The sequence below is a fragment of the Bdellovibrio sp. HAGR004 genome (assembly GCF_055397015.1).
Genome location: NZ_AP029176.1, coordinates 2,005,351 through 2,024,013, shown reverse-complemented (window position 1 = coordinate 2,024,013; position 18,663 = coordinate 2,005,351). Strand labels below are relative to the sequence as shown.

Sequence of the window (18,663 nt, the reverse complement as noted above, 5' to 3'; positions counted from 1 at the left end):
ATACATGAGGTTTAGAAATGGCAGTTGTAATTCGTTTGGCTCGTATGGGCGCTAAGCATGATCCTAAATACCGCGTAACTGTAGCGGATTCTCGTCGTTATGTGACTGGTAAATTCCTTGATATCCTTGGAACTTACATTCCTTCTCCAAAAGGTAACGACAAAAAGGTTGAACTTGATCTGGCTAAAGTTGAAGAGTGGATCAAAAAAGGTGCTCAACCTACAGATCGCGTAAAACACGTGATCAAATTGGCTCAAGCTAAATAAGTTGTTGGCTTCCTATTTGGTTTTGTTAAACTACCAGATAGGTACTATCTGTGGGGGTAAATATGGATAGCTTGAAAGACCTCGTTGAGTTCATGGCAAAATCCCTAGTGGACAAGCCAGAAAATGTCGAAGTTGATGAAATCCCTGGGCAGCAAACCACACTTCTTGCTTTAAAGGTTGATAAAGAAGACCTTGGTAAAGTGATTGGTAAGCAAGGTAAAACTGCTGCGGCAATGAGAACCATCATCCGCGCGGCTGGTACAAAGCTGAACAAACGTTATCACTTGGATATCGTTGAATAATTTAGCTCGATAAAATTTAGAGATAATTCTCAAGGAAGGGGTTGCCAATACGGTAACCCCTTTCTTTTTTGCGATGCCGGTGAATAAGAAGCGGCATCAGGGAAGACGGCGCGTCTTCCCAGTATGATACGGAGACGGAAAATGAAGTTAGTAGGTAAGATTCGCGAAGCTCACGGACTTAAAGGTGATCTTTATGTTTTAGTTTTTTCGGGTGATATTTCCTGGGCAAAGCGTATGAAGTCCTTCGGGTTGAAGGCAAAAGATTCTGATGAGATCAAATCCTTCACGGTCGAGCGCACCAAGCCTTTTAAAAAAGGTCTGATCGTGAAAGCCGGCGAAGTTGCAGATCGCACTATGGCAGAGGGGCTGGAGCACATGGAGTTCTATATCGACGATGAACTTTTGGTGTCCAAGCCTGGAGAAACCATTTATCTGGAAGAAATCAAAAACTTCAAATTGAAGAACCCAGAGCAGACTGTGTTGGGAGAGATCGTTGGTTTCTCCTCTAACGGCGTTCAGGATCTTTTGGTTGTTGAGACGACCACGGGCAAGCAAGCTGAAATTCCGTTCGTGGATCAGTTCATTAAGAAGATTGATTTCAAGCACCAGGCTGTGGTGATGGACCTTCCAGAAGGTCTGCTTGATCTGGAAAATGCTTAAGATAGACGTGATCACTCTTTTTCCTGAGATGATTGAAAACGCCGTGTCTCACGGTGTTTTGGGTCAGGCTTTAAAGGGTGATCTGCTCTCTGTTCATGCGCACACGCCGCGCGAATTTGCCACGGACAAGCATAAGACTGTTGATGATCGCCCTTTCGGGGGCGGTGACGGCATGATCATGCTTTCGGAAACTTTGGAAAAAAGCCTTCTTAAGGTGAAACATAATACTTCCAAAGTCATCTATCTTTCCCCTCAAGGTTCGGTGCTAACCGACGAAAAGGCCCGACAGCTGTCCCAGGCAGAGCATCTGGTTTTGATCTGTGGGCGCTATGGTGGGATCGACCAAAGAATCATCAACACCTATGTGGATGAGGAAATCTCCATCGGAGATTACGTGCTTTCCGGTGGGGAGCTGGGCGCGCTGGTCGTGATTGATGCGCTTTCCAGATTTATTCCGGGTGTATTAGGTCATGCAGACTCTGCGGATCAGGATAGCTTTTCTCAAGGACTGCTTGAACATCCCAACTACACCCGGCCTCGTCAGTATCTGGATCAGGAAGTGCCTGAGGTTTTGCTGAGTGGAAACCATAAGTTGATCGTGGAATGGAAAGAAAAGGTTTCGGCCTTGGTCACTTTAAAAAAGCGACCGGATTTATTTAAAGAATATATTAAAGTGGAGCGTGAGAAGTATCACGCCCTGAAAAAAAAGAAGACTGCCGAGCCATTGAAGGAACTCTTGAAGTTCTGGCAGCAAATGTCCCTGCAAGATCGCAAAGTTTTGGGGCTGCAGGGGTTGAATGAGGAAGACTTCCATGACTGAAGAAACACCTTACGTGCCTCGTCTGGCGATTGGTCTGGTTCACTATCCAGTCCGGGATCGTCTGCAAAAAACCGTGGCGACGAACATCACCAATTTCGATATTCACGACATCGCCAGAGCGGCCACGGTTTATGGGGTGGAAAAATATTACATCATCCATCCCATGAAAGAGCAGCTCATGTTCGTAGACCGGGTTCTGGATCACTGGCGCACGGGGCAGGGGGCGAAGTTCAACCCCATGAGAAAGACCGCTCTAGGCAACGTTATGGCGGTTGAGAGCGTAGAGCAGGCTATGGCTGATTGGAACGTCCCAGAGGCATTGACGATCGCCACCACGGCCCGTACAGAGTGGGCGAAGCATAAGTATAGTTTTGCTGATCTGCGTAATGAAATGCATGTGGCCAAAAAGCCAGTTTTTATGCTATTTGGTACGGGCTTCGGTTTGACAGAAGACCTCATCAGATCCTGTTCAGGGGTTCTGGAGAGCATTAGGGGTGCTCCCCCCAAAGATTATCGGCATCTTTCCGTAAGATCTGCCGTAAGTATCTGTCTTGACCGTGTCATGGGTCCATGGTAGACCCTTGTTTTACTTTTTGTGAAAATTGACTGCTATAAGGATTTTAAGCAATGGCTAAAGAAACAAACCTCGTTCGTCGCGTTAGTGTTAAAGCTGCTAATAAAAACATCCAATCCTTCAACTCTGGTGACACTGTTAACGTATTCGTTAAAGTAAAAGAGGGTGAGAAAGAGCGTGTTCAGCTTTACAAAGGTATCGTAACTAAGATCCAAGGATCTGGTGCAGGCAAGTCCTTCACAGTTCGTAAAATGTCTGCGGGTGTTGGTGTTGAAAGAACTTTCCCGTTTGCATCTCCAGCTATCGATAAAGTTGAGATCGTAAACATGGGTAAAGTACGTCGTTCAAGACTTTACTACCTTCGTGATCTTAAAGGTAAAGCAGCGAAAATCGAATCTGAATTGGTTACTGTAAAAGCAGACTAGTTCAGCGATTGCAAAAGCTTTAAAAATAGAAAACCTGGAGTTCAACAACTCCGGGTTTTTTAGTTTCTGACGCAGTTTAATCTCAGTGACCTTTTTGGATCTTTCTCTATATGATCTCGGCCTTACATCGAGGCACCGCTTGGCTAAAGCTAAAAAAGAAAAAATCGAATTCCCTAAAATCGAATGGCGCGAATTTTCCCCGGCTCCCATTATTGGTGTGGACGAGGTGGGTCGTGGTTGTTTGGCGGGGCCGGTTTATGCGGCGGCAGTGATCTTCAAGTCAGAGGCGCTCAGTGATCTGGTGACGGACTCGAAGCTGATATCCGAAAAACGTCGCGATGAAATGGCGGAGTTGATTTTGCAGGAACACCATGTGGGCATCGGTTTCGCAACGGTGGAGGAAATCGACGAGTTGAATATTCTTAACGCCTCACTGCTGGCGATGAAGCGAGCGGTTGAAAAGCTGGGTGTTAAGAGTGGTCATGTGCTGGTGGATGGAAATAAGAAAATTCCAAATCTGCGCGGATTCGAACAGACCACGGTTGTAAAAGGGGATCTGCGTGTGGCGCCGATTTCTGCAGCCTCCATTGTGGCTAAAGTGACTCGTGATCGATTGATGAAAGATCTGGGGGCGCAGTATCCGCACTATGGATTCGAAGTTCACAAAGGCTACTCCACGCCAATCCACAAACAAAGTATCATCACGCACGGACCGTGCGTTGTCCACCGCCGCTCCTTTGCCGGCGTCAAAGAATACGTCCGCTAAATCCTCATCGTCGCAGGTGTGTGCCCCGTATTGGGCGCATGAGCGCGGACTGCTTTCTGAAAATCACGTTGTAAAACACTATCAGCTTAAGCATTTTCATTTGCTTGGGCAGAGGGTGAAAACACCTTTTGCTGAAGTGGATCTGCTTTTTCGCGCTCCCCAGGGGCATCTTCTAATGGTCGAAGTAAAAACGACGAACCTGATGGACTTTCAGCCATTTCGAGTTTCACAAAAGCAGAAAGCGCGTCTTTTGCGGGCGATGCAGTTTTTGGCAGCCCGTTGGGATGTGTTGGTGGAGATTCACTGGGCCTTTGTCACAAAAGAAGGGGAGATCACGGTCTTTGAGGACATCAGTGGTTGACTCAAACTGCCGTGTTCAGGGGACAATGGGGTATGAAGAAAATCCTGACCGTCTTGATCCTGGTGATGATGCAAACTCAAAGTGCCGAAGCGCAGTCCTTGCGAAACTTTCTGGCAACCTGCGGTTGGGGAGTCGTCGGCGGAGCTGCTCTGGGAGTGGTCAGTTTGGCCTTTGAAGACAAGCCCAGTGGAAGCTGGAACAATGTGGCGCGCGGGGCTTCTTTGGGACTGTATGCCGGGATTGGATACGGTCTTTACACCATGAACAAGCAACCTGCATCCTATCAGCAACCGGACTTCGCGATCATGCCGACTTTTGAAAAAGGGCAGATTGATGGGGTTCGTGTCACCAAGACCCTCTTTGATTTCTAAAAAATATTAGGCCCTGAGCGAAGCGGAATTGGATTAACACAGAATTAGAAGCCGTAAGAATCCAAAGCCTCTGGTGGCAGAGCTGGTTTCGGATTTCCGTCAAACGTAAACTCAAAGTTCAGTTTGAAGTTAGTGTCACCACCTGTGACCTGATCATGGATGAAGGTGATCATCATGCAATCGCCCGGCGGTTTGAATTGGGCAATATAGGCCCAGGACTTCACCTTGTCCTGTGTGGTGGACTCGGCCCAGTTGGCGTCATAAACGAATTTCCCCATCAAGTTGATGAAGCGCGAGGTGAAGCCCGCAGAGAAAGTGTAATCTTCCTGGCGATCGCTGGTGTTGACGGCTTGACCCGGAGTGATCTTGTACTGACGGGTTAACTGCACCTGGAAGAATTGACCCATATCGTTCAGCAAGCGCACGCGTGAAGAGGCATTGGTCACGTTCTGATAGGGGAAGTAATTGAAGATGGAGTAGGTCTGGAAGCGATCCAGGCGCACGTCCAAAGTGGCCGTCACATCCGACCAGGGCTCTTTGACGCCCACTTTGTTTTCCTGGGTGCCGTCATACGATTGAGCCAGCTTTAAATAGCCCACCTGACGGTATTCAGGGCGATCACCAATCCAGCGTTTTTCCGTGATTTTGTTAATCAAAGCCAGGGTCACAAGGTTGCGGTCATAGACGCGATCATAGTAGTCAAACTGCACGCCATAATCGCTGGCAATATCCAGATCGGTGATACTGTCACGAGCCGTGTACGGCGCATCTGAAATGGATCCAGTTCCGAAGAATGGGCTGTCGTCCTGGGACACCCATGGCAGGCGCGAATAGACAACCTCTGGAATGATCTCGTGCTTGTAGCGGGTGGCCTTCGAGTTGACGGTGTCGCCATAAATGCGGCTTAGATTCGTGCGAGCTCCAAGCTCAGTGCGAACATAGCGACGGGCAAGATATTGATCTTCATCAACGTTAAATCCGTAATGGGTTTCGCGATAGCTGATCACCGGAATTACATCCAGACCATCACCAAACTTAATCGGATAATAAAGGGCCGGCATCACGTCCAGACGTTGTCCGGTGCGGATCTGATCCACGGCCGGATCGAAAGAGCCATCATAGATTCTTCTGCAAGTGGGGTCGTCCTGCCATTTGGGATCGTTACAGGTGTTTTTAGGGAAGCGAAGTTTATTCCCGCCAACCATCTGCTCGGTCATGTCGTCATAAGCCTGGCCAGAGCGCGTGAAGTTCACATAGGACACATTGACTGAATAAATAAAGTTCGTGTCACCGATGTTTTCCTGTGTCTGGGAAAAACGCAGCTCAGGAATGCGGTGAACCGCATCGTCATTGCCAGACAGGGGATTTCCCTGAAGCATGTTCACATAATAGGACGTATCCACGCTGTAGTGCTGATCCAGAGTGTTCTTCGTGAAGGAGGTGCGATTTTCCATGGCCGAGTCGCCGTGGTTCATCGTTTCGTTCGGGAAGTCCTTTGGGTATTGCAGGTCGCTGGCCAGATTCAACTGGGCACGGTGAACGATTCCATCAGGCATTTCATAATAGTGATCATAGCGCAGAAACCAGCGTTCCAGTGGATCGTTTTTTTCATCCGGCGTGCGATACAGATTCAGTCTGTCATCTTCAGCAAAGGCCTTGTCGAAGATCGTTCCAAAGTTCAAAGTGCCGCTGGAGTTTTCGCTCAGCAAATAGCGATATTCCACCAAACCTTTAAGACCCCTCTTGGTGTAATCTTTGAGTTCAATGGTGGCATCTGTGCTGCGAGAAATAGCCCAGAAGTAGGGTTGAGAGATGGCGATCCCCCCTTTGTCGGACAATTCAAAACCAGGGGTGAGCAGGCCGGACTGACGATCACTCTTCAGCGGAACGATCAGGTAAGGCAACCAGAAGAACGGAACCGGGCCAAGGCGTAGCACGGCATTCTTGATATATGCATAGCCCCCCAGCTCGGCGCGAATGGTGGATCCCGAAAAACTCCAGGTGGCGGGGCAATTCGTACAGGCGGTGTAGTCTGCTGAGCTGACAATGAATTCGGATTCTCCGGTTTTCTGCAGCAGTTCACCCGAGAAGCTGACCGGGCCGGACTGCACATAGCCGTTATAGATCAGGCCAGTGTTGTTTTCGTAATCCAGGAAGATCTGATCCCCGGCTATGGTGTTCTTGGCATCCATGATTTCCACATTGCCGTAAAGCTCCACCTGGCGGGATCTTAAAGAGACGCGGGCCTTGTCGGCCTTGATGTGCTGTCCCTGATAGACCAGTTGAATGTTGCCTTCCAGATCCACCAACTCCTTTTCGTTGTCACGGAACATGTGATCGGCATTGATCAGAATGCCATGGATCTTCGCTGCAGGCTCTGCGGCCCACAGGGGAGACTCTGTCACCAGGGACAGGAATAAGAATGAAAGCAAGACGATCCAGCGATGAAGCACCAAAGTATTCTAGGGATGGTTTAGGGCCTTTGTCGAGGTGAAACTGGCCTCTTTTTGGACTCAAAATGTCATGAATTCTGTCCGTTAAGATAAGGCACATAACTTAATCCAAGAGGTTTACACATGGAAGTCAAACTCCTGCTCGACGGTGATATCACTGTTGTGTCTTTGAGTGGTCGTATTGAGATTGAAAAAACACAATCCTTTAAGAAAGCCTGCCTGCAAAACTTTTCTGACAGAAAAGTCGTGTTTTGTATGAAAAACCTGCATTTTGTGGGGTCTTCCGGGATTCAGTCTTTCTTCGGTGTGCTGAATGATTTGAACATGGGTAAACAAATGAGCGTGAAAATCGCGGGTTTGACCCCGGATTTTCAACGCCTTTTCTCTTTTTCTGAATGTTCAAGTTTAGAAGTGCATGAAAGTATCGAAGGGGCTCTGCAAAGCTTTTAAGCAGTAGGCCCTTCCTGTTTGCGCAATTCGTTTAGTTTCTGACTGAGCTCAAGGTTCAGGCGCTCCAAAGCCGCCGCAGCAACCTTGAGCTTTTCGTTTTCCTCATTCTTGGCAGTCCACATGTAACGCAGGCTTTCGAGTTGTTCTTGGGCCTGATAATTGTCTTTCTCAAGCTTCTGAATCTTTTCCTGATCCTCCATCACACGAACCTGCAAGTCTGCATGTTCAACCCCCAACTTTTGATTTTGGCGGGACAGTTCGCTGATGCGTTCTTGCTGGCGTTCGATCTCTTTCTCCAGGCGATCCTTGATCTCCTCTTTGGTGCGGCGAAGTGTCACAACTTCGTTTTCCAATGTGTCCTGTCGCTCCAGGGCCGCGTGAAGCTTTATGGACTTCACTTCAAGTTCTTCTTGAGTTTGGTGCAGCATCGCCAGCTCTTTATTCATGCGTTCAATCTGTTCTTCATAGAACTGAACCATCTCTTGAGCTTTTTTCTCGGAGGCTTCCACTTGGTAGCGGGAGTTTTTTGTCACTTCGATGATCTGGTGACGAAGGTCACGCAGAAGAGCTTCTTTGTGAGCGTAATCGCTTTCAAGTTCCTGCAGACGCAGATCCTGAGTGCGAGAATATTCTTTCAACTGAGAGATGTAAGGCTTCACCTGTGTTTTGATGCGCTCATGGTACTTTGCATGGCGAGCCAGTTCCGTTGTCATATTACGGACTTTTTCAGTCAGGGCGCGCACTTTTTCGCCTTGAACCTCTTTTTCACGTTCGAGCTGATCAACTTTCTGGCGCCAGATATTGTCTTTTTCTTTCCACACCAGGATTTGATCTGCGACAGAAGATTGGGACAGGCGGGCTTTGTTGGCCTCTTCGCTGAAACGTTGATTTTCCGTTTCCAGCAATGAAAGGCGGCGCAACGTCACTTTTAGACGGGCCATCAGGTCTTCATTCTGAGAGATTAAGTTTTCAACGGTGGAAGATTTCAGGATCTCTTTGGGAAGATGACTGAAATCATTCTGACGAGGCATCTCGTCAGGCAAAGGAATCTGACCCACAGATTTTTGATCCCGGGTTGAGTCAAAGTCTAAATGTCCCAATTTCGCGGTCTGGAAAGAATCGGTTTCCATAGCCCTCCTCCATGAAGTCTAGGTCGCCCTTCGTCCATTTTCTCAGAATGATTCGACTTTAGTCAAACCAACCCACTAAGACTGGACCAAGGTACTAACAAAAGGGCTCAATATCGAAGCTAAACTGCCGAAAAGAAAGGATATGTCAGTACCAGCGCTTAAAGATTCTACCGCCCTTGTTGAAGAAGTGAAGAAGAAGGAAGAAGGTGCCTTCTTCGATATGAGCGTGGATAAAGCTGATCTTGGTCGGCCGGACTCATTGCGCTACAACATTCTGACCTGGGTTTTAGATGAGCGCTACGACAAGGCCATCGACGAACTTAAAGACTTCCTTGAAAAGCCTTCTGAATATCCCAATTTTAAATCCAAAATTACACGTTTCATCAATCATTCCATCGATTTAATTTACGCAATTAAAGCCAAAAGAAGCTTTCCGGGCATTAACTCACTGACTCGGGCCAAACAGCAGGAGTTGCGGGAGAAGTTTAAAGAACACTTCCGCGAATTGCAGTATGTTCTGAAGGTTGTTGAGAAAATCCAAAGTGATCTGCGAGTGCAGGATGTTCGTTCGACAATATATGTGGTGAAAGCGGCCTGGTTTGCCAGTTTGGCAGTGATCGTTCTGGCATTCTGGCTGGATATCGTCAACGGTCTGGCGAAGACCAGCGTTTTGGTCTTCGACGATGCTTTTGGTAAGTTGGCCAACTTCTTGGCCGAAACAATCGGCTTCTAGGGCACACCGGAATATTCATTTTTAGCTGCGTTACTGCGTCGGTGGCGTCCTATTAGTACGCCTTTCTCCTTGCGTCTTGTAAAAATGAATACTGCGGCGTGCTTGGGTAATCCTGGTTTATTTTTTTAGAGTTTTATAGGCGGCTTCCAGCACTGGGATCGATTGGGCGCCGTTAAGGACTTTGCCATTGATGAAGATGGCTGGGGTCCCCTGGATCTGAGCCACTTCGCCTTCTTTGGCGTTCTTTCTGACGATTTCAGGAATTTCAGTGCCTTTTACGCAAGCTTTCAAATCATCCAGTTTGATACCCGTTTTGGTGGCAATGGATTCCAGATTTTTATCCAAATTCATAGTGCGGATGATTTCATCCTGATTCTCAAAGATATGGTCGTGAGCCTCCCAGCCTTTTTGTGCCAACTTTTCAGAGCACAATGCAGCTGCTGCCAGTCCACAGGAAATACCATCACCACCACCTTTGATGGCTTCATTGCAGGTGCCATCCAGAGGGAAAGGCTTATAGATCAAGCGCACATCTGGATGATTTTTAGCGAAACTATGTAAGACCGGCGCGGCGTGTTTGCAGTGAGAGCAGCGGAAATCGGCAAACTCTACAATTGTCATCACGGGTTCGCCCGAGCCTTTTTGGAAGCTGAGGCCCGTTGTTAGGTCGAAGTTCTGCTGCGGCGCCACCTGCCAGTAGGCAACGCGTTCTTTGGCCATTTTTTCGATATCAGACAGGCCATGGCTTTCAAGGTACATAATATTTGCCAGGAAGGCGAAGGCCGGGATCGCGATCAGAAAGCCCAGAACCCACTTTTCGGTCGAGAAAACATCTTTGATGTCGTTGCTGATATTTTCAGCAGAAACATCGCGAGCTCCCATCCACGTAAAGATGAAACCCAGGATGGAAAGGATGTAAGTGGTAATGCAGAAGATGCAAAGGTTGCTCATCGCAGTGATGGAAATTATACCCATTACGATGGAGGCCAAAACTGTTCCGGCAGAAAGCAAAAGAGCATAGCGGGACGTGCGTTCTTGGTCCTCAACTAAGTTGAAGCGTGTGATCGCCAGGAAGTAGAGCAGAACCAGGTTGGTCATGACTCCCCAAAGAGCAATAGGCACACCCAACAGAGATGAGAACTTGCTGGCACTGACGGCATCACAGTTTAGAACTTCATTAATGTTGCAGAAGGATTCGCCACCAGAAAGGCCGAACTTCACGTCATAGTAATGAAGAGTCAGGTAAATGTGCACACCGACACCGATCAGGGTGACGATCATAGCTAGAAGCAGGGAAGTGTTTTTGCTGGCTGTGTTTTTCATGCTTTCATTGAATCTTAGATTCGTGTTTGAAATCAATGGAAATTATGCAAAAATCTTTGCAGCGCTATCAAGGAAGACAGCTTGAACGACCTACAAAAATGGATTCGCATTAGAAAAGACCTTTACCTGCAAATGGAAAAGCAGGTTCGCCATCGCTTGGGGCAGGACACCCCTGAGTTGATGCGTTATCATAAGGTTTACGAAAAAGAGTTCTCCAAAAAATGGACTGTTTCAACCAAAGAGGCCCTTTGGGAACAAATGGCTGCATCCCAGGTCGTTATGATTGGGGATTTCCATGCCCTTCATCAATCGCAAAAGGCCCAGGCGCGCATTTTGCGGAATATGCCTACGGACCGTAAAGTTATTTTGGCTGTAGAGTTCTTTGAAGCGGCAGATCAGGAAAGGATAGATCGCTATCTGTCTGGCAAGATGTCGGAAAAGGACTTTCTAAAGGCCACTCAGTGGCAGTCCAAGTGGGGGTTTCCTTGGGAGCACTATCGTCCCTTGTTGCGGTGGGCGCAAAAACATAAGGTGCCAGTTTGTGGTATTAACCGCAGCTACAAAAAACGCAACGCAGCCACTTTGAAATCCCGGGATGTTTTTGCGGGAAGAAAGATTGCTGATCTGGTCAAGGCGCACCCTGAGGCTTTGGTGGTTGTGATCTATGGGGATCTGCATTTGGCCGCAGAACATATTCCGGCAGAAGTGGTGAAGATTCTAGGGCCCGCCTTCGCAAAGAAGATACTGCGGGTGTTTCAAAACTCTGAAAAAATATACTTCCAGCTTCTGAATAAGGAGCTGGAGTCCTCAACCGACTTGGTCCGTCTTTCACGCAACATCTTCTGTCTTATGAGTGTGCCACCGTGGGTGAAGTGGCAGAACTATCTGATGTATCTTGAACAGACCTATGATCTGGGGTTGCACGACGACGATGATGATGAGGATGATGATCTTTTGGATTACACCGATCACGTCGGGCGTTATGTGAAGATCATTGCTGATGAGCTGGGTGTTGCCGTTTCCACCTCGGGGCTTTCTGTTTACACTGCCCGGGACAGTGCTTTTTGGAGCCAGGTGAGAGAGCACTATGATGCAAAAAAACTGCGCTGGATTGAAATGCTGATCGCAGATGAAAGTTCTTTTTATTTGCCAGAAATTGGAGCGGCTTATTTGGCGCGGGGAACTGTGAATCACGCGGCATCTTTGGCAATGCACTTTGTGCATGCTCAGATCAGTGGAGAAAAGCAACTTTATGTGGATGTCCCGTCTGATTTTCTGCGCCTGATCTGGAAAGAGGCTGTGGCGTACTTTGGCTCCAAGATGATTAATCATAAGCGCAAAGCCGATACGGTGGCAGATATCAAAGCCAGCTTGTCGGTGCGGGGGCCCTCGGATATCGGAAAAGAGGCATTGCAGCTTGCTCTAGCGCAGAAGATGCATGAGTTGATGGTGATCACCGGAGTTCCGGGGCATCGCTTGCAGGCTCGCCCTAAAAAGAAGTGGAGCTATGTTTTGGCAGCCACATTGTTGGGGGGAATGATGGGAGAGCGTTTGTTTGGTGGCTACCGAAAGAAGCTGGTAAATCCTGCCACATTGGTTAGTTTTTTGAGGAAGCCTTTGGCGAGTCCTCATTTCAATGTTGTCTATTATGAAGTGCTGGAAGTGATAGAGTCCTTACCAGCCCCCTTCCTGAGTAAAAAGGAAAAGCTATGAATAAAGACTCGTGGTTCTATAATAAAAATCTGAAACCCCAAGGCCCGGTGTCTTTGGAGGAAATGCGTCTGCGAATCTACAAAGGTGAGATCGGCCCTCACGATTTGGTCTGTCATGACAAAACAGGGGAGTGGAAGCCGGCCTGTGAGTGGGGTGTATTTGAGCAGACCTTATTTCCTGCGGCTCAGAAATTCATTCCTGGAAGCGATGTTGCCGTGGATGAAAAAGAGTGGGTTCTGCTGGTGCCCTCTGAGGATGGCAAGAGTCTGGTTCAAGAAGGGCCTTATTCGGTTCGCGACATCAAAGACTTCGTGAGGCAGCAAAGAGTGTCCCAGGAAAGTCATGTCTGGAAGTCGGGCTTAAGTGGCTGGTGTAAAATTCAGGATCGACCTGAATTCATTTAGTTCAGAGCGTCCTTAAGGTCTTTGCCCGGTTTGAATTTTGGGATGTAGGCACTGGGAATTTTTACGGTTTCGCCGGTTTTGGGATTTCTCCCCTGGCGAGCTTTGCGGGATGTTTTGGTGAAAGTGCCAAAGCCCACAAGTTTGACCTCTTCGCCGTCTTTTAAGGCCTCTTGAATGGCCTCTAATGTGGCATCAAGGATCTGTTCGGATTGAGTTTTGGTTGTCTTTGTTTTTTCAGCGACCAGTTCCACCAATTGAGCTTTATTCATTGCGTTTCAATCCTTGTCTCGAAGACCGCTAACCTAAGATTCGCTGAAAAAATGGTCAAGTGAAATGAGTGAGTCGGGTCCAGGATGTGATGCGGTAAAACGAGTTCTGTTAAGTGTCATCCTTTAAATTTGCGATGTTTCGTTGGATACTATGGACCTTCATTAAGGAGGGGCTGTGATGCTTTTGGTGGCGTTATTATTTCCGGTGTTTGGTTTTGCTCAGCAAACATTGAATGCCAATCTTTATGATTTGAAATCCAATCAACAGAAAAAACTCTTTACATTGGACATTGCGGTCACGCCCACTGACGTCGGCGCATTCAGTACGCTGGCACAGTACCGGGATCTTGAAGGGAAAGTGGCTGTGACCGAAACAGGTTACGTCAAAGAGGCCGAGATTCAAAGGTACGAAATTCAACAGAATCAGACGGGCGAAGTGGGTCGCTTCCGCGTTGAAAATGGCCGGATCTATTTTGAATATGAAGGCAAGGGTAAGAAAAAAACTTCTGATGAAAAGGTCAGTGGATTCGTTCTGAGCACCTCTAATTTCAATGCTTTTGTGGCAAAAAATTGGGAGCCGTTAAGTCAGGGGAAGGCCTTGGATGTTCGCTTTGCCGTGTGGGATCGGCTGGAGACCGTCGGGTTCACCTTGCAAAAGCGCGGTGAAATGGAAAAAGACGGAGAAAAGTGGATGGAGTTGCGCATGAAGCCCACAAGTTTTGTGATCGCGGCCCTGGTGGACCCTATTCACTTGTGGTATTCACATGCCGACAAACAACTGCGCCTGATGAAGGGGCGAGTTGCGCCGAAGCAGTTGCATAACGGGAAGTGGAAGGATCTGGACGCGGAAGTAATCTACACCAAAGCCCAGAAGACAGTCTCAAAATAATACAGTCTCAATTCTTATCGGTTTTTGCCGATAAGTGAGACATGAAAAATCAGAACTCTTTATTCATTGTTTTTTGTTTGTGTCTGACGGTGGGGATGATGGGCGGATACGCCGTCCTTGTTGGGCATTTCAATGGGCATGAAGAGTATGAAATGCGCCTGGCAAATCTGCAGAAACAGGTGGAAAAGGAAAAATTTAACAACTCTCTTTTGAGTTACCAGTTAAAGGATTTCCAGCAAACGGTGGCGCAGGTGCTGCCGGACGATAAAACACTTCAAGCAAAGTATGAACTTAAGAATCTGGCGGCCGTTGTTCGTGCGCCGGCCAGTGAGGATTCGCTGGATCTGTCCGGAGCTCTTTATGAAAAGGGCAAGCGTTACTTTAATGGTCAGGAGTATGATCGCGCCATTCGTGAATTTAATAAGCTGATCGAAACCTACCCATTGTCTCAGCACAATGTAGAGGCGCGTTTCTTTATCGCTGAAAGCTATTTCCTTAAAAAGGACTATCGCAGCAGTCTGGGGCAGATCGATGAGATGGTGACCCAGTATCCACAGCACGATCTGACAGGCTTTATTCTTCTGCGCATGGGGCAGATCAGTGAGATGAACAGTCAGACGGAAGAGGCCGCGGAGATCTATAAAACAGTCGCTAAAAACTTCAAAAACGAAAACCTCAAGAAGCAGGCGCGTAAGCTTGCGCAAAGTATTGAATAGTCATGAAAAAGATCGTCCGGGTTCTTATTTTTTTGATGGCTTTCCAGATGGAGATTCGAGTGCGTGCCGCAGGCGATGTGATGGAGCAGCCGTCGAAGTGCCTTAATGAGGCCTTAAATTGCGCCCTTCAAGTGACCGGAAATTCTTTTCATTTTGAAAAAGGTGATCAAAAACTTCATGCCTCCGGCGGGTCAACTCTGGTGATGAGCAACCCGCAACAGTGGCGCCTGATCAAAGGGGCCCTGTGGGTTGAAAATGGGCAAGGTCTGGAGGTAGAAACTTTGTTTGCCTCTTTTAAGGCGAGTTTTGGTGAGTATTGGGTGCTGCATTCAGAATCCCGGGTGTTGGTGCGAAATATGTCGGCTTCTTTGAAAGTGACTCTAAGAGACGGAAAGACGCTGGAGATTCCTGAAGGCTTTGAGGTCTGGGTGTCCTCGGTAAACTCTCAGGGGAAATCTGATTATGGAATGATTGAGCCGATCAATATGAAAGAGCACCTGCCTTTGTGGAACTCCCTTTATCGGGGAAATAAAGAGTCCTTTGTTAAAGAGGTTCGTCACTACCGCGAAAACTGGGGTGATTTGGTGCAAAAGAGCAGTCGTCTGTACCGTCAGCTGACAGAGAGGGAGATTGCCTCGGTCGCCGCGAGGGAGCAGGCTGAAGAGGCGCGTCGTCAGCGCAAGGCTGCGGAAGACCGCAGGGTTAAAGAACTCTATCGTCAGCGCGTATTTGAGCGCTAGATTAAGGTCCTGATTTTAATTTACGATCCATGTCAGTTGCAGTTTCTGCCTGGTCCTCATGTTAATCTGAGGTCTGGGAGGATAGGATGTCTTCTATTTCATCATCGGATCGTGCACGCCAGGACGAAAAGATTCGTAAGACTCGGGAAGAGTATGAGAATCGCGAAAGCGAAAATGCCAAACGAAAGAACGCCGAAGTCAAACGTTTGGAGCAGCGTCACCACGACGAAATCAAGAATATCACTGATGAATATGAAACTCGCATCGCCGAGCTCAAAGAGCGCAATCGCGAGACGCTAAATCAGCGCGACTATGAAAATAGTAAAAAAATTGATGAAGTTCGCCAAACCTACCGCGAATCGCTCCGCAATAAAATGGAGGATTCCTACAATGCCCGCGAACAGCAGAGAGCCAGCTATGAAGGGGCTCTGAAGAAGCAGAAGGAAATCAATGAGGCCCAGAAGCAGAATTTGGTGGGACAGCTGAATACTGAAATTTCAGGTCGCGATGAACGTTTTGTTGAGGCAATTCAGGAAAATCGTCAGAAGTCCCAGGAAGCAATTCACAAAAACTCACGCCGCTTGAATGAGGCGCATGAAAAAGAACGTGATGCTCTGTTGAACAGTCATGACGAGACCTTGCGCTCAAAAGATCGCAACAGTAAAGAAATGCGCAAATCCTACGAGGCTCGCTTGAAGCAGAGCGAGCGCCAGCGTGAGGCGGATAATTCCCGTTGGTCTCAGAAATACGGGGACTATGTCGTCAATAGTAAGCAGGAATATGGCGAAAATCTGGATATGAAGCAAATGATCATGAATCAGGAGCGTGAATCGATTCGTGATAAATACGAAAATGCACTGGAAAATAAGTCGGCTCAGATGGACTCGCAGAATCAGGATTTCCGTGATTCCGTCAATGGTCGCATCAACAGTCAGATCCGTTCCCGTGACAGCCAGATTCAGCGTCTGAATGGTCGACTGAACAATGAAATCTCCAAGAACGAAAGGCTGCGGGGGATTGAACGTCGCAACCTGACCCAGGCCTATGAAAAACGTTTGGCTTTGTCTGAAGATCAGCGTGAGGGTGCTGTGGATCAGATGAAGGAGATTAACAATGAGCGCATCGATCGAGTGCTGACGGAGAATCAAAAGCTTTTGAGAAATGCGGACCGCGAGAATAAATCTCAGGTCAACATCATGAACACCCGTCATCGCGAGGAACGTGAGAACCTGATCATACAGCATAAGGATCAGGTGACTCAAGTGGCGAACAATGCGGAGTCACGTGTTAACAAGGTCATTGATTTGACCAATAAGAATCAAGCCCAGTTGGAGCGTTACTATGCGGACTCTTTGGATGTGATGAAGTCCAACTATCAGGACCGTATGGATGTGGTTCGTGAAAAGAACTCAGCAGATCATGCAGCGCTGAATAAGGCTATGACGGAGCGCTTCAGAACAATGGAAGCCTCTTTTAATTCCAAGCTGGAAGAAACCATCAAGCGTTACGAGGACCGTATCGCCGCCATCCAGGATAGCCAATCCCGCGAGTTGAAGCGTCTTGAGAATCTGCATTCAACTCGTTCTGGAGAGCAGGAAAAGGCCAGCAAAATGGAAAAAGAGTCTTTGCAGATGAAGTACGAGGCCAAGATTGCCCAACTGAATCAGTCGCACCAAGATCAACTTGATAGAATGAATAGACGTCACCAGGAAGATATGCAAAACTTGTCTGTGAAGATGAGTTCATACAGCAGGAAGGCGTAGATTCAATGTTAGCAGATCGTCGTGCAAAAATTGTGGCCACTATCGGGCCGGCGACTCGTGACGAAAAAAATCTGGAAAAAGCAATCAAGGCGGGCATGAATGTGGCTCGCCTTAACTTTTCCCACGGCAGTCATGAAGATCACCTTAAAGTTATCAAATCCTTGCGTAAATTATCCCAGGAGCTTCAGGCTCCAGTGGCGATTCTTCAGGACTTGCAGGGACCTAAAATTCGCGTTGGAAAATTTGAAAACGGTTCCATTGAAATAAAACCCGGGGATCGTCTGGTTGTCACCACCGCCGCAGTGCTAGGTAAGCCGGGGCTGATTCCGTCGGACTTTAAAGAGCTTCCGTTGGCCTGTGTGCCGGGAACTCGTATCCTTTTGGATGACGGTCTGATGGAAATCAAAGTCCTTCAGGTGCGTGGTGAAGAGCTTGATGTGGAAGTCATCTATGGCGGTATTTTGAAAGACCGCAAAGGGATGAATCTGCCGGGAGTGAATCTGCCGGTGGAATGCATGACTCCGAAGGACATTGAGGACCTTGAATTCGGCCTTGAAAACAAGGTTGATTATGTGGCCCTGAGTTTTGTTCGTCATGCGCGCGACATTCGACAGTTGCGTGAAAGAATTGAAGCCAAGAACTCCAGTGCAAAGATTATTGCAAAGATTGAAATGGTTGAAGCCATTGAAAATCTGGAAGAGATCTGTCGCTTGAGTGACGCCGTTATGGTGGCGCGCGGAGATCTGGCTGTGGAAGTCGGGCAAAGTCGTTTGCCAGGATATCAAAAGCGTATCATTCAGGTCTGCAACCTTCTGGGTAAGCCGGTGATTACGGCAACGCAGATGCTGGATAGCATGGTTGAAAATCCGCGACCCACTCGTGCGGAGATCACAGACGTGGCCAATGCCGTGTTGGATGGTTCTGATGCATTGATGCTTTCGGCGGAATCCGCCAGCGGGAAGTATCCTTTCCGTTGTATCCGCACCATGCATGAAATTATCACTGAAGTTGAGCGCAACGAAGAGGAATACTATAAGATCTCTTTGGAGAATGAGTTCCTGAGCACGCCTGCGGCGATTGCTGCAAGTGCTTCTTTGAGTGCTTTGAAGCTCAATGCGACGGCGATCATCTGTCTGACGACGTCAGGTAAGACGGCCAATATTATTTCGGCCTTCCGTCCGAAGGCGCGCATTATTTCCGTGACCCAGCATCTGGATGTTCTTAATGGCATGGAGCTTGGTTGGGGTATTCAGACCCATGCGATCAAGCCCTATAAAACCATGGAGGATATTCTGCGTGAGGTGGATCAGTTGCTGGTTTCCCACGGCCTGGGTAAAACCGGTGATCGTGTGATTTTGACCCTGGGGCAGCCGATTGCCTGCGGAGCAAAAACCAACTCTATCTATGTTCACACGGTGGGTGGAGAGAGTGTGGCGAAGTTGCCAAATGAAAAGCTGCCGCTGCGTTGTCAGGAAATTCCAGATATCGAGTAGATTTTTTCTAAAGAAAAGAGAATAAAAAAAGCCAGGTTCCCT

General features: G+C 47.9%; 22 protein-coding genes. 18 read left to right on the top strand and 4 right to left on the bottom strand.

Annotated elements, in window-relative coordinates; translation table 11 throughout:
• Positions 1 to 17: 17 nt before the first annotated feature.
• From rpsP to ACZ5ZV_RS10155, 9 genes are all read left to right on the top strand, one after another.
• Positions 18 to 266, top strand: coding sequence for a 30S ribosomal protein S16 (rpsP, locus tag ACZ5ZV_RS10195; protein WP_262551976.1), 249 nt, complete (start codon positions 18 to 20; stop codon positions 264 to 266).
• A gap of 62 nt (positions 267 to 328) precedes the next feature.
• Entirely contained in the window at positions 329 to 568 is a 240-nt protein-coding gene (locus ACZ5ZV_RS10190) for a KH domain-containing protein (RefSeq protein WP_038446499.1), read from the top strand.
• A gap of 141 nt (positions 569 to 709) precedes the next feature.
• The gene (gene rimM / locus ACZ5ZV_RS10185; protein WP_464121335.1) at positions 710 to 1,228 is read left to right on the top strand and encodes a ribosome maturation factor RimM; all 519 of its coding nucleotides are present in this window, start codon (positions 710 to 712) and stop codon (positions 1,226 to 1,228) included.
• The gene (gene trmD, locus ACZ5ZV_RS10180; RefSeq protein ID WP_464121334.1) at positions 1,221 to 2,048 is read left to right on the top strand and encodes a tRNA (guanosine(37)-N1)-methyltransferase TrmD; all 828 of its coding nucleotides are present in this window, start codon (positions 1,221 to 1,223) and stop codon (positions 2,046 to 2,048) included. The genes rimM and trmD overlap by 8 nt, the downstream gene beginning before the upstream one ends.
• Positions 2,041 to 2,625, top strand: a complete 585-nt coding sequence (locus tag ACZ5ZV_RS10175) for an RNA methyltransferase (RefSeq protein WP_464121333.1) — start codon at positions 2,041 to 2,043, stop codon at positions 2,623 to 2,625. The genes trmD and ACZ5ZV_RS10175 overlap by 8 nt, the downstream gene beginning before the upstream one ends.
• Before the next feature lie 50 nt (positions 2,626 to 2,675).
• Complete coding sequence (rplS, locus tag ACZ5ZV_RS10170) at positions 2,676 to 3,047, top strand: 50S ribosomal protein L19 (protein ID WP_464121332.1); 372 nt, start codon at positions 2,676 to 2,678, stop codon at positions 3,045 to 3,047.
• Between the two features lie 139 nt (positions 3,048 to 3,186).
• Positions 3,187 to 3,813, top strand: a complete 627-nt coding sequence (locus tag ACZ5ZV_RS10165) for a ribonuclease HII (protein ID WP_464121331.1) — start codon at positions 3,187 to 3,189, stop codon at positions 3,811 to 3,813.
• Positions 3,814 to 3,829: 16 nt separating this feature from the next.
• Entirely contained in the window at positions 3,830 to 4,174 is a 345-nt protein-coding gene (locus tag ACZ5ZV_RS10160; protein ID WP_464121330.1) for a YraN family protein, read from the top strand.
• 32 nt (positions 4,175 to 4,206) lie between these two features.
• Complete coding sequence (locus ACZ5ZV_RS10155) at positions 4,207 to 4,545, top strand: hypothetical protein (protein ID WP_464121329.1); 339 nt, start codon at positions 4,207 to 4,209, stop codon at positions 4,543 to 4,545.
• A 44-nt stretch (positions 4,546 to 4,589) separates the two neighbouring features.
• Here the strand turns inward: ACZ5ZV_RS10155 and ACZ5ZV_RS10150 are convergent, their stop codons facing one another.
• Complete coding sequence (locus ACZ5ZV_RS10150; RefSeq protein ID WP_464121328.1) at positions 4,590 to 6,998, bottom strand: LPS-assembly protein LptD; 2,409 nt, start codon at positions 6,996 to 6,998, stop codon at positions 4,590 to 4,592.
• Positions 6,999 to 7,121: 123 nt separating this feature from the next.
• Between ACZ5ZV_RS10150 and ACZ5ZV_RS10145 the strand changes: the two genes are divergently transcribed.
• Positions 7,122 to 7,448 carry an STAS domain-containing protein gene (locus tag ACZ5ZV_RS10145; protein ID WP_464121327.1) on the top strand — a complete coding sequence of 109 codons (327 nt, stop codon included), beginning with the start codon at positions 7,122 to 7,124 and terminating at the stop codon, positions 7,446 to 7,448.
• Here ACZ5ZV_RS10145 and ACZ5ZV_RS10140 read toward each other — a convergent pair.
• Entirely contained in the window at positions 7,445 to 8,578 is a 1,134-nt protein-coding gene (locus ACZ5ZV_RS10140; RefSeq protein WP_464121326.1) for a hypothetical protein, read from the bottom strand. The genes ACZ5ZV_RS10145 and ACZ5ZV_RS10140 overlap by 4 nt on opposite strands.
• 142 nt (positions 8,579 to 8,720) lie before the next feature.
• Between ACZ5ZV_RS10140 and ACZ5ZV_RS10135 the strand changes: the two genes are divergently transcribed.
• Positions 8,721 to 9,311, top strand: a complete 591-nt coding sequence (locus tag ACZ5ZV_RS10135) for a hypothetical protein (protein ID WP_464121325.1) — start codon at positions 8,721 to 8,723, stop codon at positions 9,309 to 9,311.
• Positions 9,312 to 9,428: 117 nt separating this feature from the next.
• On the opposite strand, the gene ACZ5ZV_RS10130 is transcribed toward ACZ5ZV_RS10135, so the two are convergent.
• A complete protein-coding gene (locus ACZ5ZV_RS10130) occupies positions 9,429 to 10,634 on the bottom strand; it encodes a vitamin K epoxide reductase/DsbA family protein (protein ID WP_464121324.1) in 1,206 nt (401 codons plus the stop codon).
• An 81-nt stretch (positions 10,635 to 10,715) separates the two neighbouring features.
• Here ACZ5ZV_RS10130 and ACZ5ZV_RS10125 point away from each other — a divergent pair, with 81 nt between their 5' ends.
• Together ACZ5ZV_RS10125 and ACZ5ZV_RS10120 are read left to right on the top strand one after the other, a co-directional pair.
• A complete protein-coding gene (locus ACZ5ZV_RS10125; RefSeq protein WP_464121323.1) occupies positions 10,716 to 12,347 on the top strand; it encodes a ChaN family lipoprotein in 1,632 nt (543 codons plus the stop codon).
• Positions 12,344 to 12,751: a DUF4339 domain-containing protein gene (locus ACZ5ZV_RS10120; protein WP_464121322.1), complete on the top strand. Its 408-nt coding sequence runs from the start codon at positions 12,344 to 12,346 to the stop codon at positions 12,749 to 12,751. The genes ACZ5ZV_RS10125 and ACZ5ZV_RS10120 overlap by 4 nt, the downstream gene beginning before the upstream one ends.
• On the opposite strand, the gene ACZ5ZV_RS10115 is transcribed toward ACZ5ZV_RS10120, so the two are convergent.
• The gene (locus tag ACZ5ZV_RS10115) at positions 12,748 to 13,020 is read right to left on the bottom strand and encodes an HU family DNA-binding protein (protein ID WP_464121321.1); all 273 of its coding nucleotides are present in this window, start codon (positions 13,018 to 13,020) and stop codon (positions 12,748 to 12,750) included. The two genes, ACZ5ZV_RS10120 and ACZ5ZV_RS10115, sit on opposite strands and share 4 nt — an antisense overlap.
• Positions 13,021 to 13,198: 178 nt before the next feature.
• Here ACZ5ZV_RS10115 and ACZ5ZV_RS10110 point away from each other — a divergent pair, with 178 nt between their 5' ends.
• The 5 genes from ACZ5ZV_RS10110 (at position 13,199) to pyk (ending at position 18,621) form a co-directional block, all read left to right on the top strand.
• Positions 13,199 to 13,909 (top strand): hypothetical protein, encoded by a 711-nt coding sequence (locus ACZ5ZV_RS10110; protein ID WP_464121409.1) that lies wholly within the window; start codon positions 13,199 to 13,201, stop codon positions 13,907 to 13,909.
• Positions 13,910 to 13,950: 41 nt separating this feature from the next.
• Positions 13,951 to 14,625 (top strand): tetratricopeptide repeat protein, encoded by a 675-nt coding sequence (locus tag ACZ5ZV_RS10105; RefSeq protein WP_464121320.1) that lies wholly within the window; start codon positions 13,951 to 13,953, stop codon positions 14,623 to 14,625.
• A 2-nt stretch (positions 14,626 to 14,627) separates the two neighbouring features.
• On the top strand, positions 14,628 to 15,365 hold the full coding sequence (locus ACZ5ZV_RS10100) for a hypothetical protein (RefSeq protein WP_464121318.1): 738 nt from the start codon (positions 14,628 to 14,630) through the stop codon (positions 15,363 to 15,365).
• Positions 15,366 to 15,451: 86 nt separating this feature from the next.
• Positions 15,452 to 17,128, top strand: a complete 1,677-nt coding sequence (locus ACZ5ZV_RS10095) for a hypothetical protein (protein WP_464121317.1) — start codon at positions 15,452 to 15,454, stop codon at positions 17,126 to 17,128.
• Between the two features lie 5 nt (positions 17,129 to 17,133).
• Entirely contained in the window at positions 17,134 to 18,621 is a 1,488-nt protein-coding gene (pyk, locus tag ACZ5ZV_RS10090; protein WP_464121316.1) for a pyruvate kinase, read from the top strand.
• Positions 18,622 to 18,663: the final 42 nt, after the last annotated feature.

Excerpts from the sequence above, each read along its gene's own strand:
- rplS (WP_464121332.1), top strand. The coding sequence starts at position 2,676 with ATGGCTAAAGAAACAAACCTCGTTCGTCGCGTTAGTGTTAAAGCTGCT.
- ACZ5ZV_RS10095 (WP_464121317.1), top strand. The coding sequence starts at position 15,452 with ATGTCTTCTATTTCATCATCGGATCGTGCACGCCAGGACGAAAAGATT.
- trmD (WP_464121334.1), top strand. The coding sequence starts at position 1,221 with ATGCTTAAGATAGACGTGATCACTCTTTTTCCTGAGATGATTGAAAAC.
- ACZ5ZV_RS10110 (WP_464121409.1), top strand. The coding sequence starts at position 13,199 with ATGCTTTTGGTGGCGTTATTATTTCCGGTGTTTGGTTTTGCTCAGCAA.
- ACZ5ZV_RS10130 (WP_464121324.1), bottom strand. The coding sequence starts at position 10,634 with ATGAAAAACACAGCCAGCAAAAACACTTCCCTGCTTCTAGCTATGATC.
- rpsP (WP_262551976.1), top strand. The coding sequence starts at position 18 with ATGGCAGTTGTAATTCGTTTGGCTCGTATGGGCGCTAAGCATGATCCT.
- ACZ5ZV_RS10100 (WP_464121318.1), top strand. The coding sequence starts at position 14,628 with ATGAAAAAGATCGTCCGGGTTCTTATTTTTTTGATGGCTTTCCAGATG.
- pyk (WP_464121316.1), top strand. The coding sequence starts at position 17,134 with ATGTTAGCAGATCGTCGTGCAAAAATTGTGGCCACTATCGGGCCGGCG.
- ACZ5ZV_RS10140 (WP_464121326.1), bottom strand. The coding sequence starts at position 8,578 with ATGGAAACCGATTCTTTCCAGACCGCGAAATTGGGACATTTAGACTTT.
- ACZ5ZV_RS10135 (WP_464121325.1), top strand. The coding sequence starts at position 8,721 with ATGTCAGTACCAGCGCTTAAAGATTCTACCGCCCTTGTTGAAGAAGTG.
- ACZ5ZV_RS10175 (WP_464121333.1), top strand. The coding sequence starts at position 2,041 with ATGACTGAAGAAACACCTTACGTGCCTCGTCTGGCGATTGGTCTGGTT.
- ACZ5ZV_RS10155 (WP_464121329.1), top strand. The coding sequence starts at position 4,207 with ATGAAGAAAATCCTGACCGTCTTGATCCTGGTGATGATGCAAACTCAA.
- ACZ5ZV_RS10105 (WP_464121320.1), top strand. The coding sequence starts at position 13,951 with ATGAAAAATCAGAACTCTTTATTCATTGTTTTTTGTTTGTGTCTGACG.
- ACZ5ZV_RS10115 (WP_464121321.1), bottom strand. The coding sequence starts at position 13,020 with ATGAATAAAGCTCAATTGGTGGAACTGGTCGCTGAAAAAACAAAGACA.
- rimM (WP_464121335.1), top strand. The coding sequence starts at position 710 with ATGAAGTTAGTAGGTAAGATTCGCGAAGCTCACGGACTTAAAGGTGAT.
- ACZ5ZV_RS10190 (WP_038446499.1), top strand. The coding sequence starts at position 329 with ATGGATAGCTTGAAAGACCTCGTTGAGTTCATGGCAAAATCCCTAGTG.
- ACZ5ZV_RS10120 (WP_464121322.1), top strand. The coding sequence starts at position 12,344 with ATGAATAAAGACTCGTGGTTCTATAATAAAAATCTGAAACCCCAAGGC.
- ACZ5ZV_RS10145 (WP_464121327.1), top strand. The coding sequence starts at position 7,122 with ATGGAAGTCAAACTCCTGCTCGACGGTGATATCACTGTTGTGTCTTTG.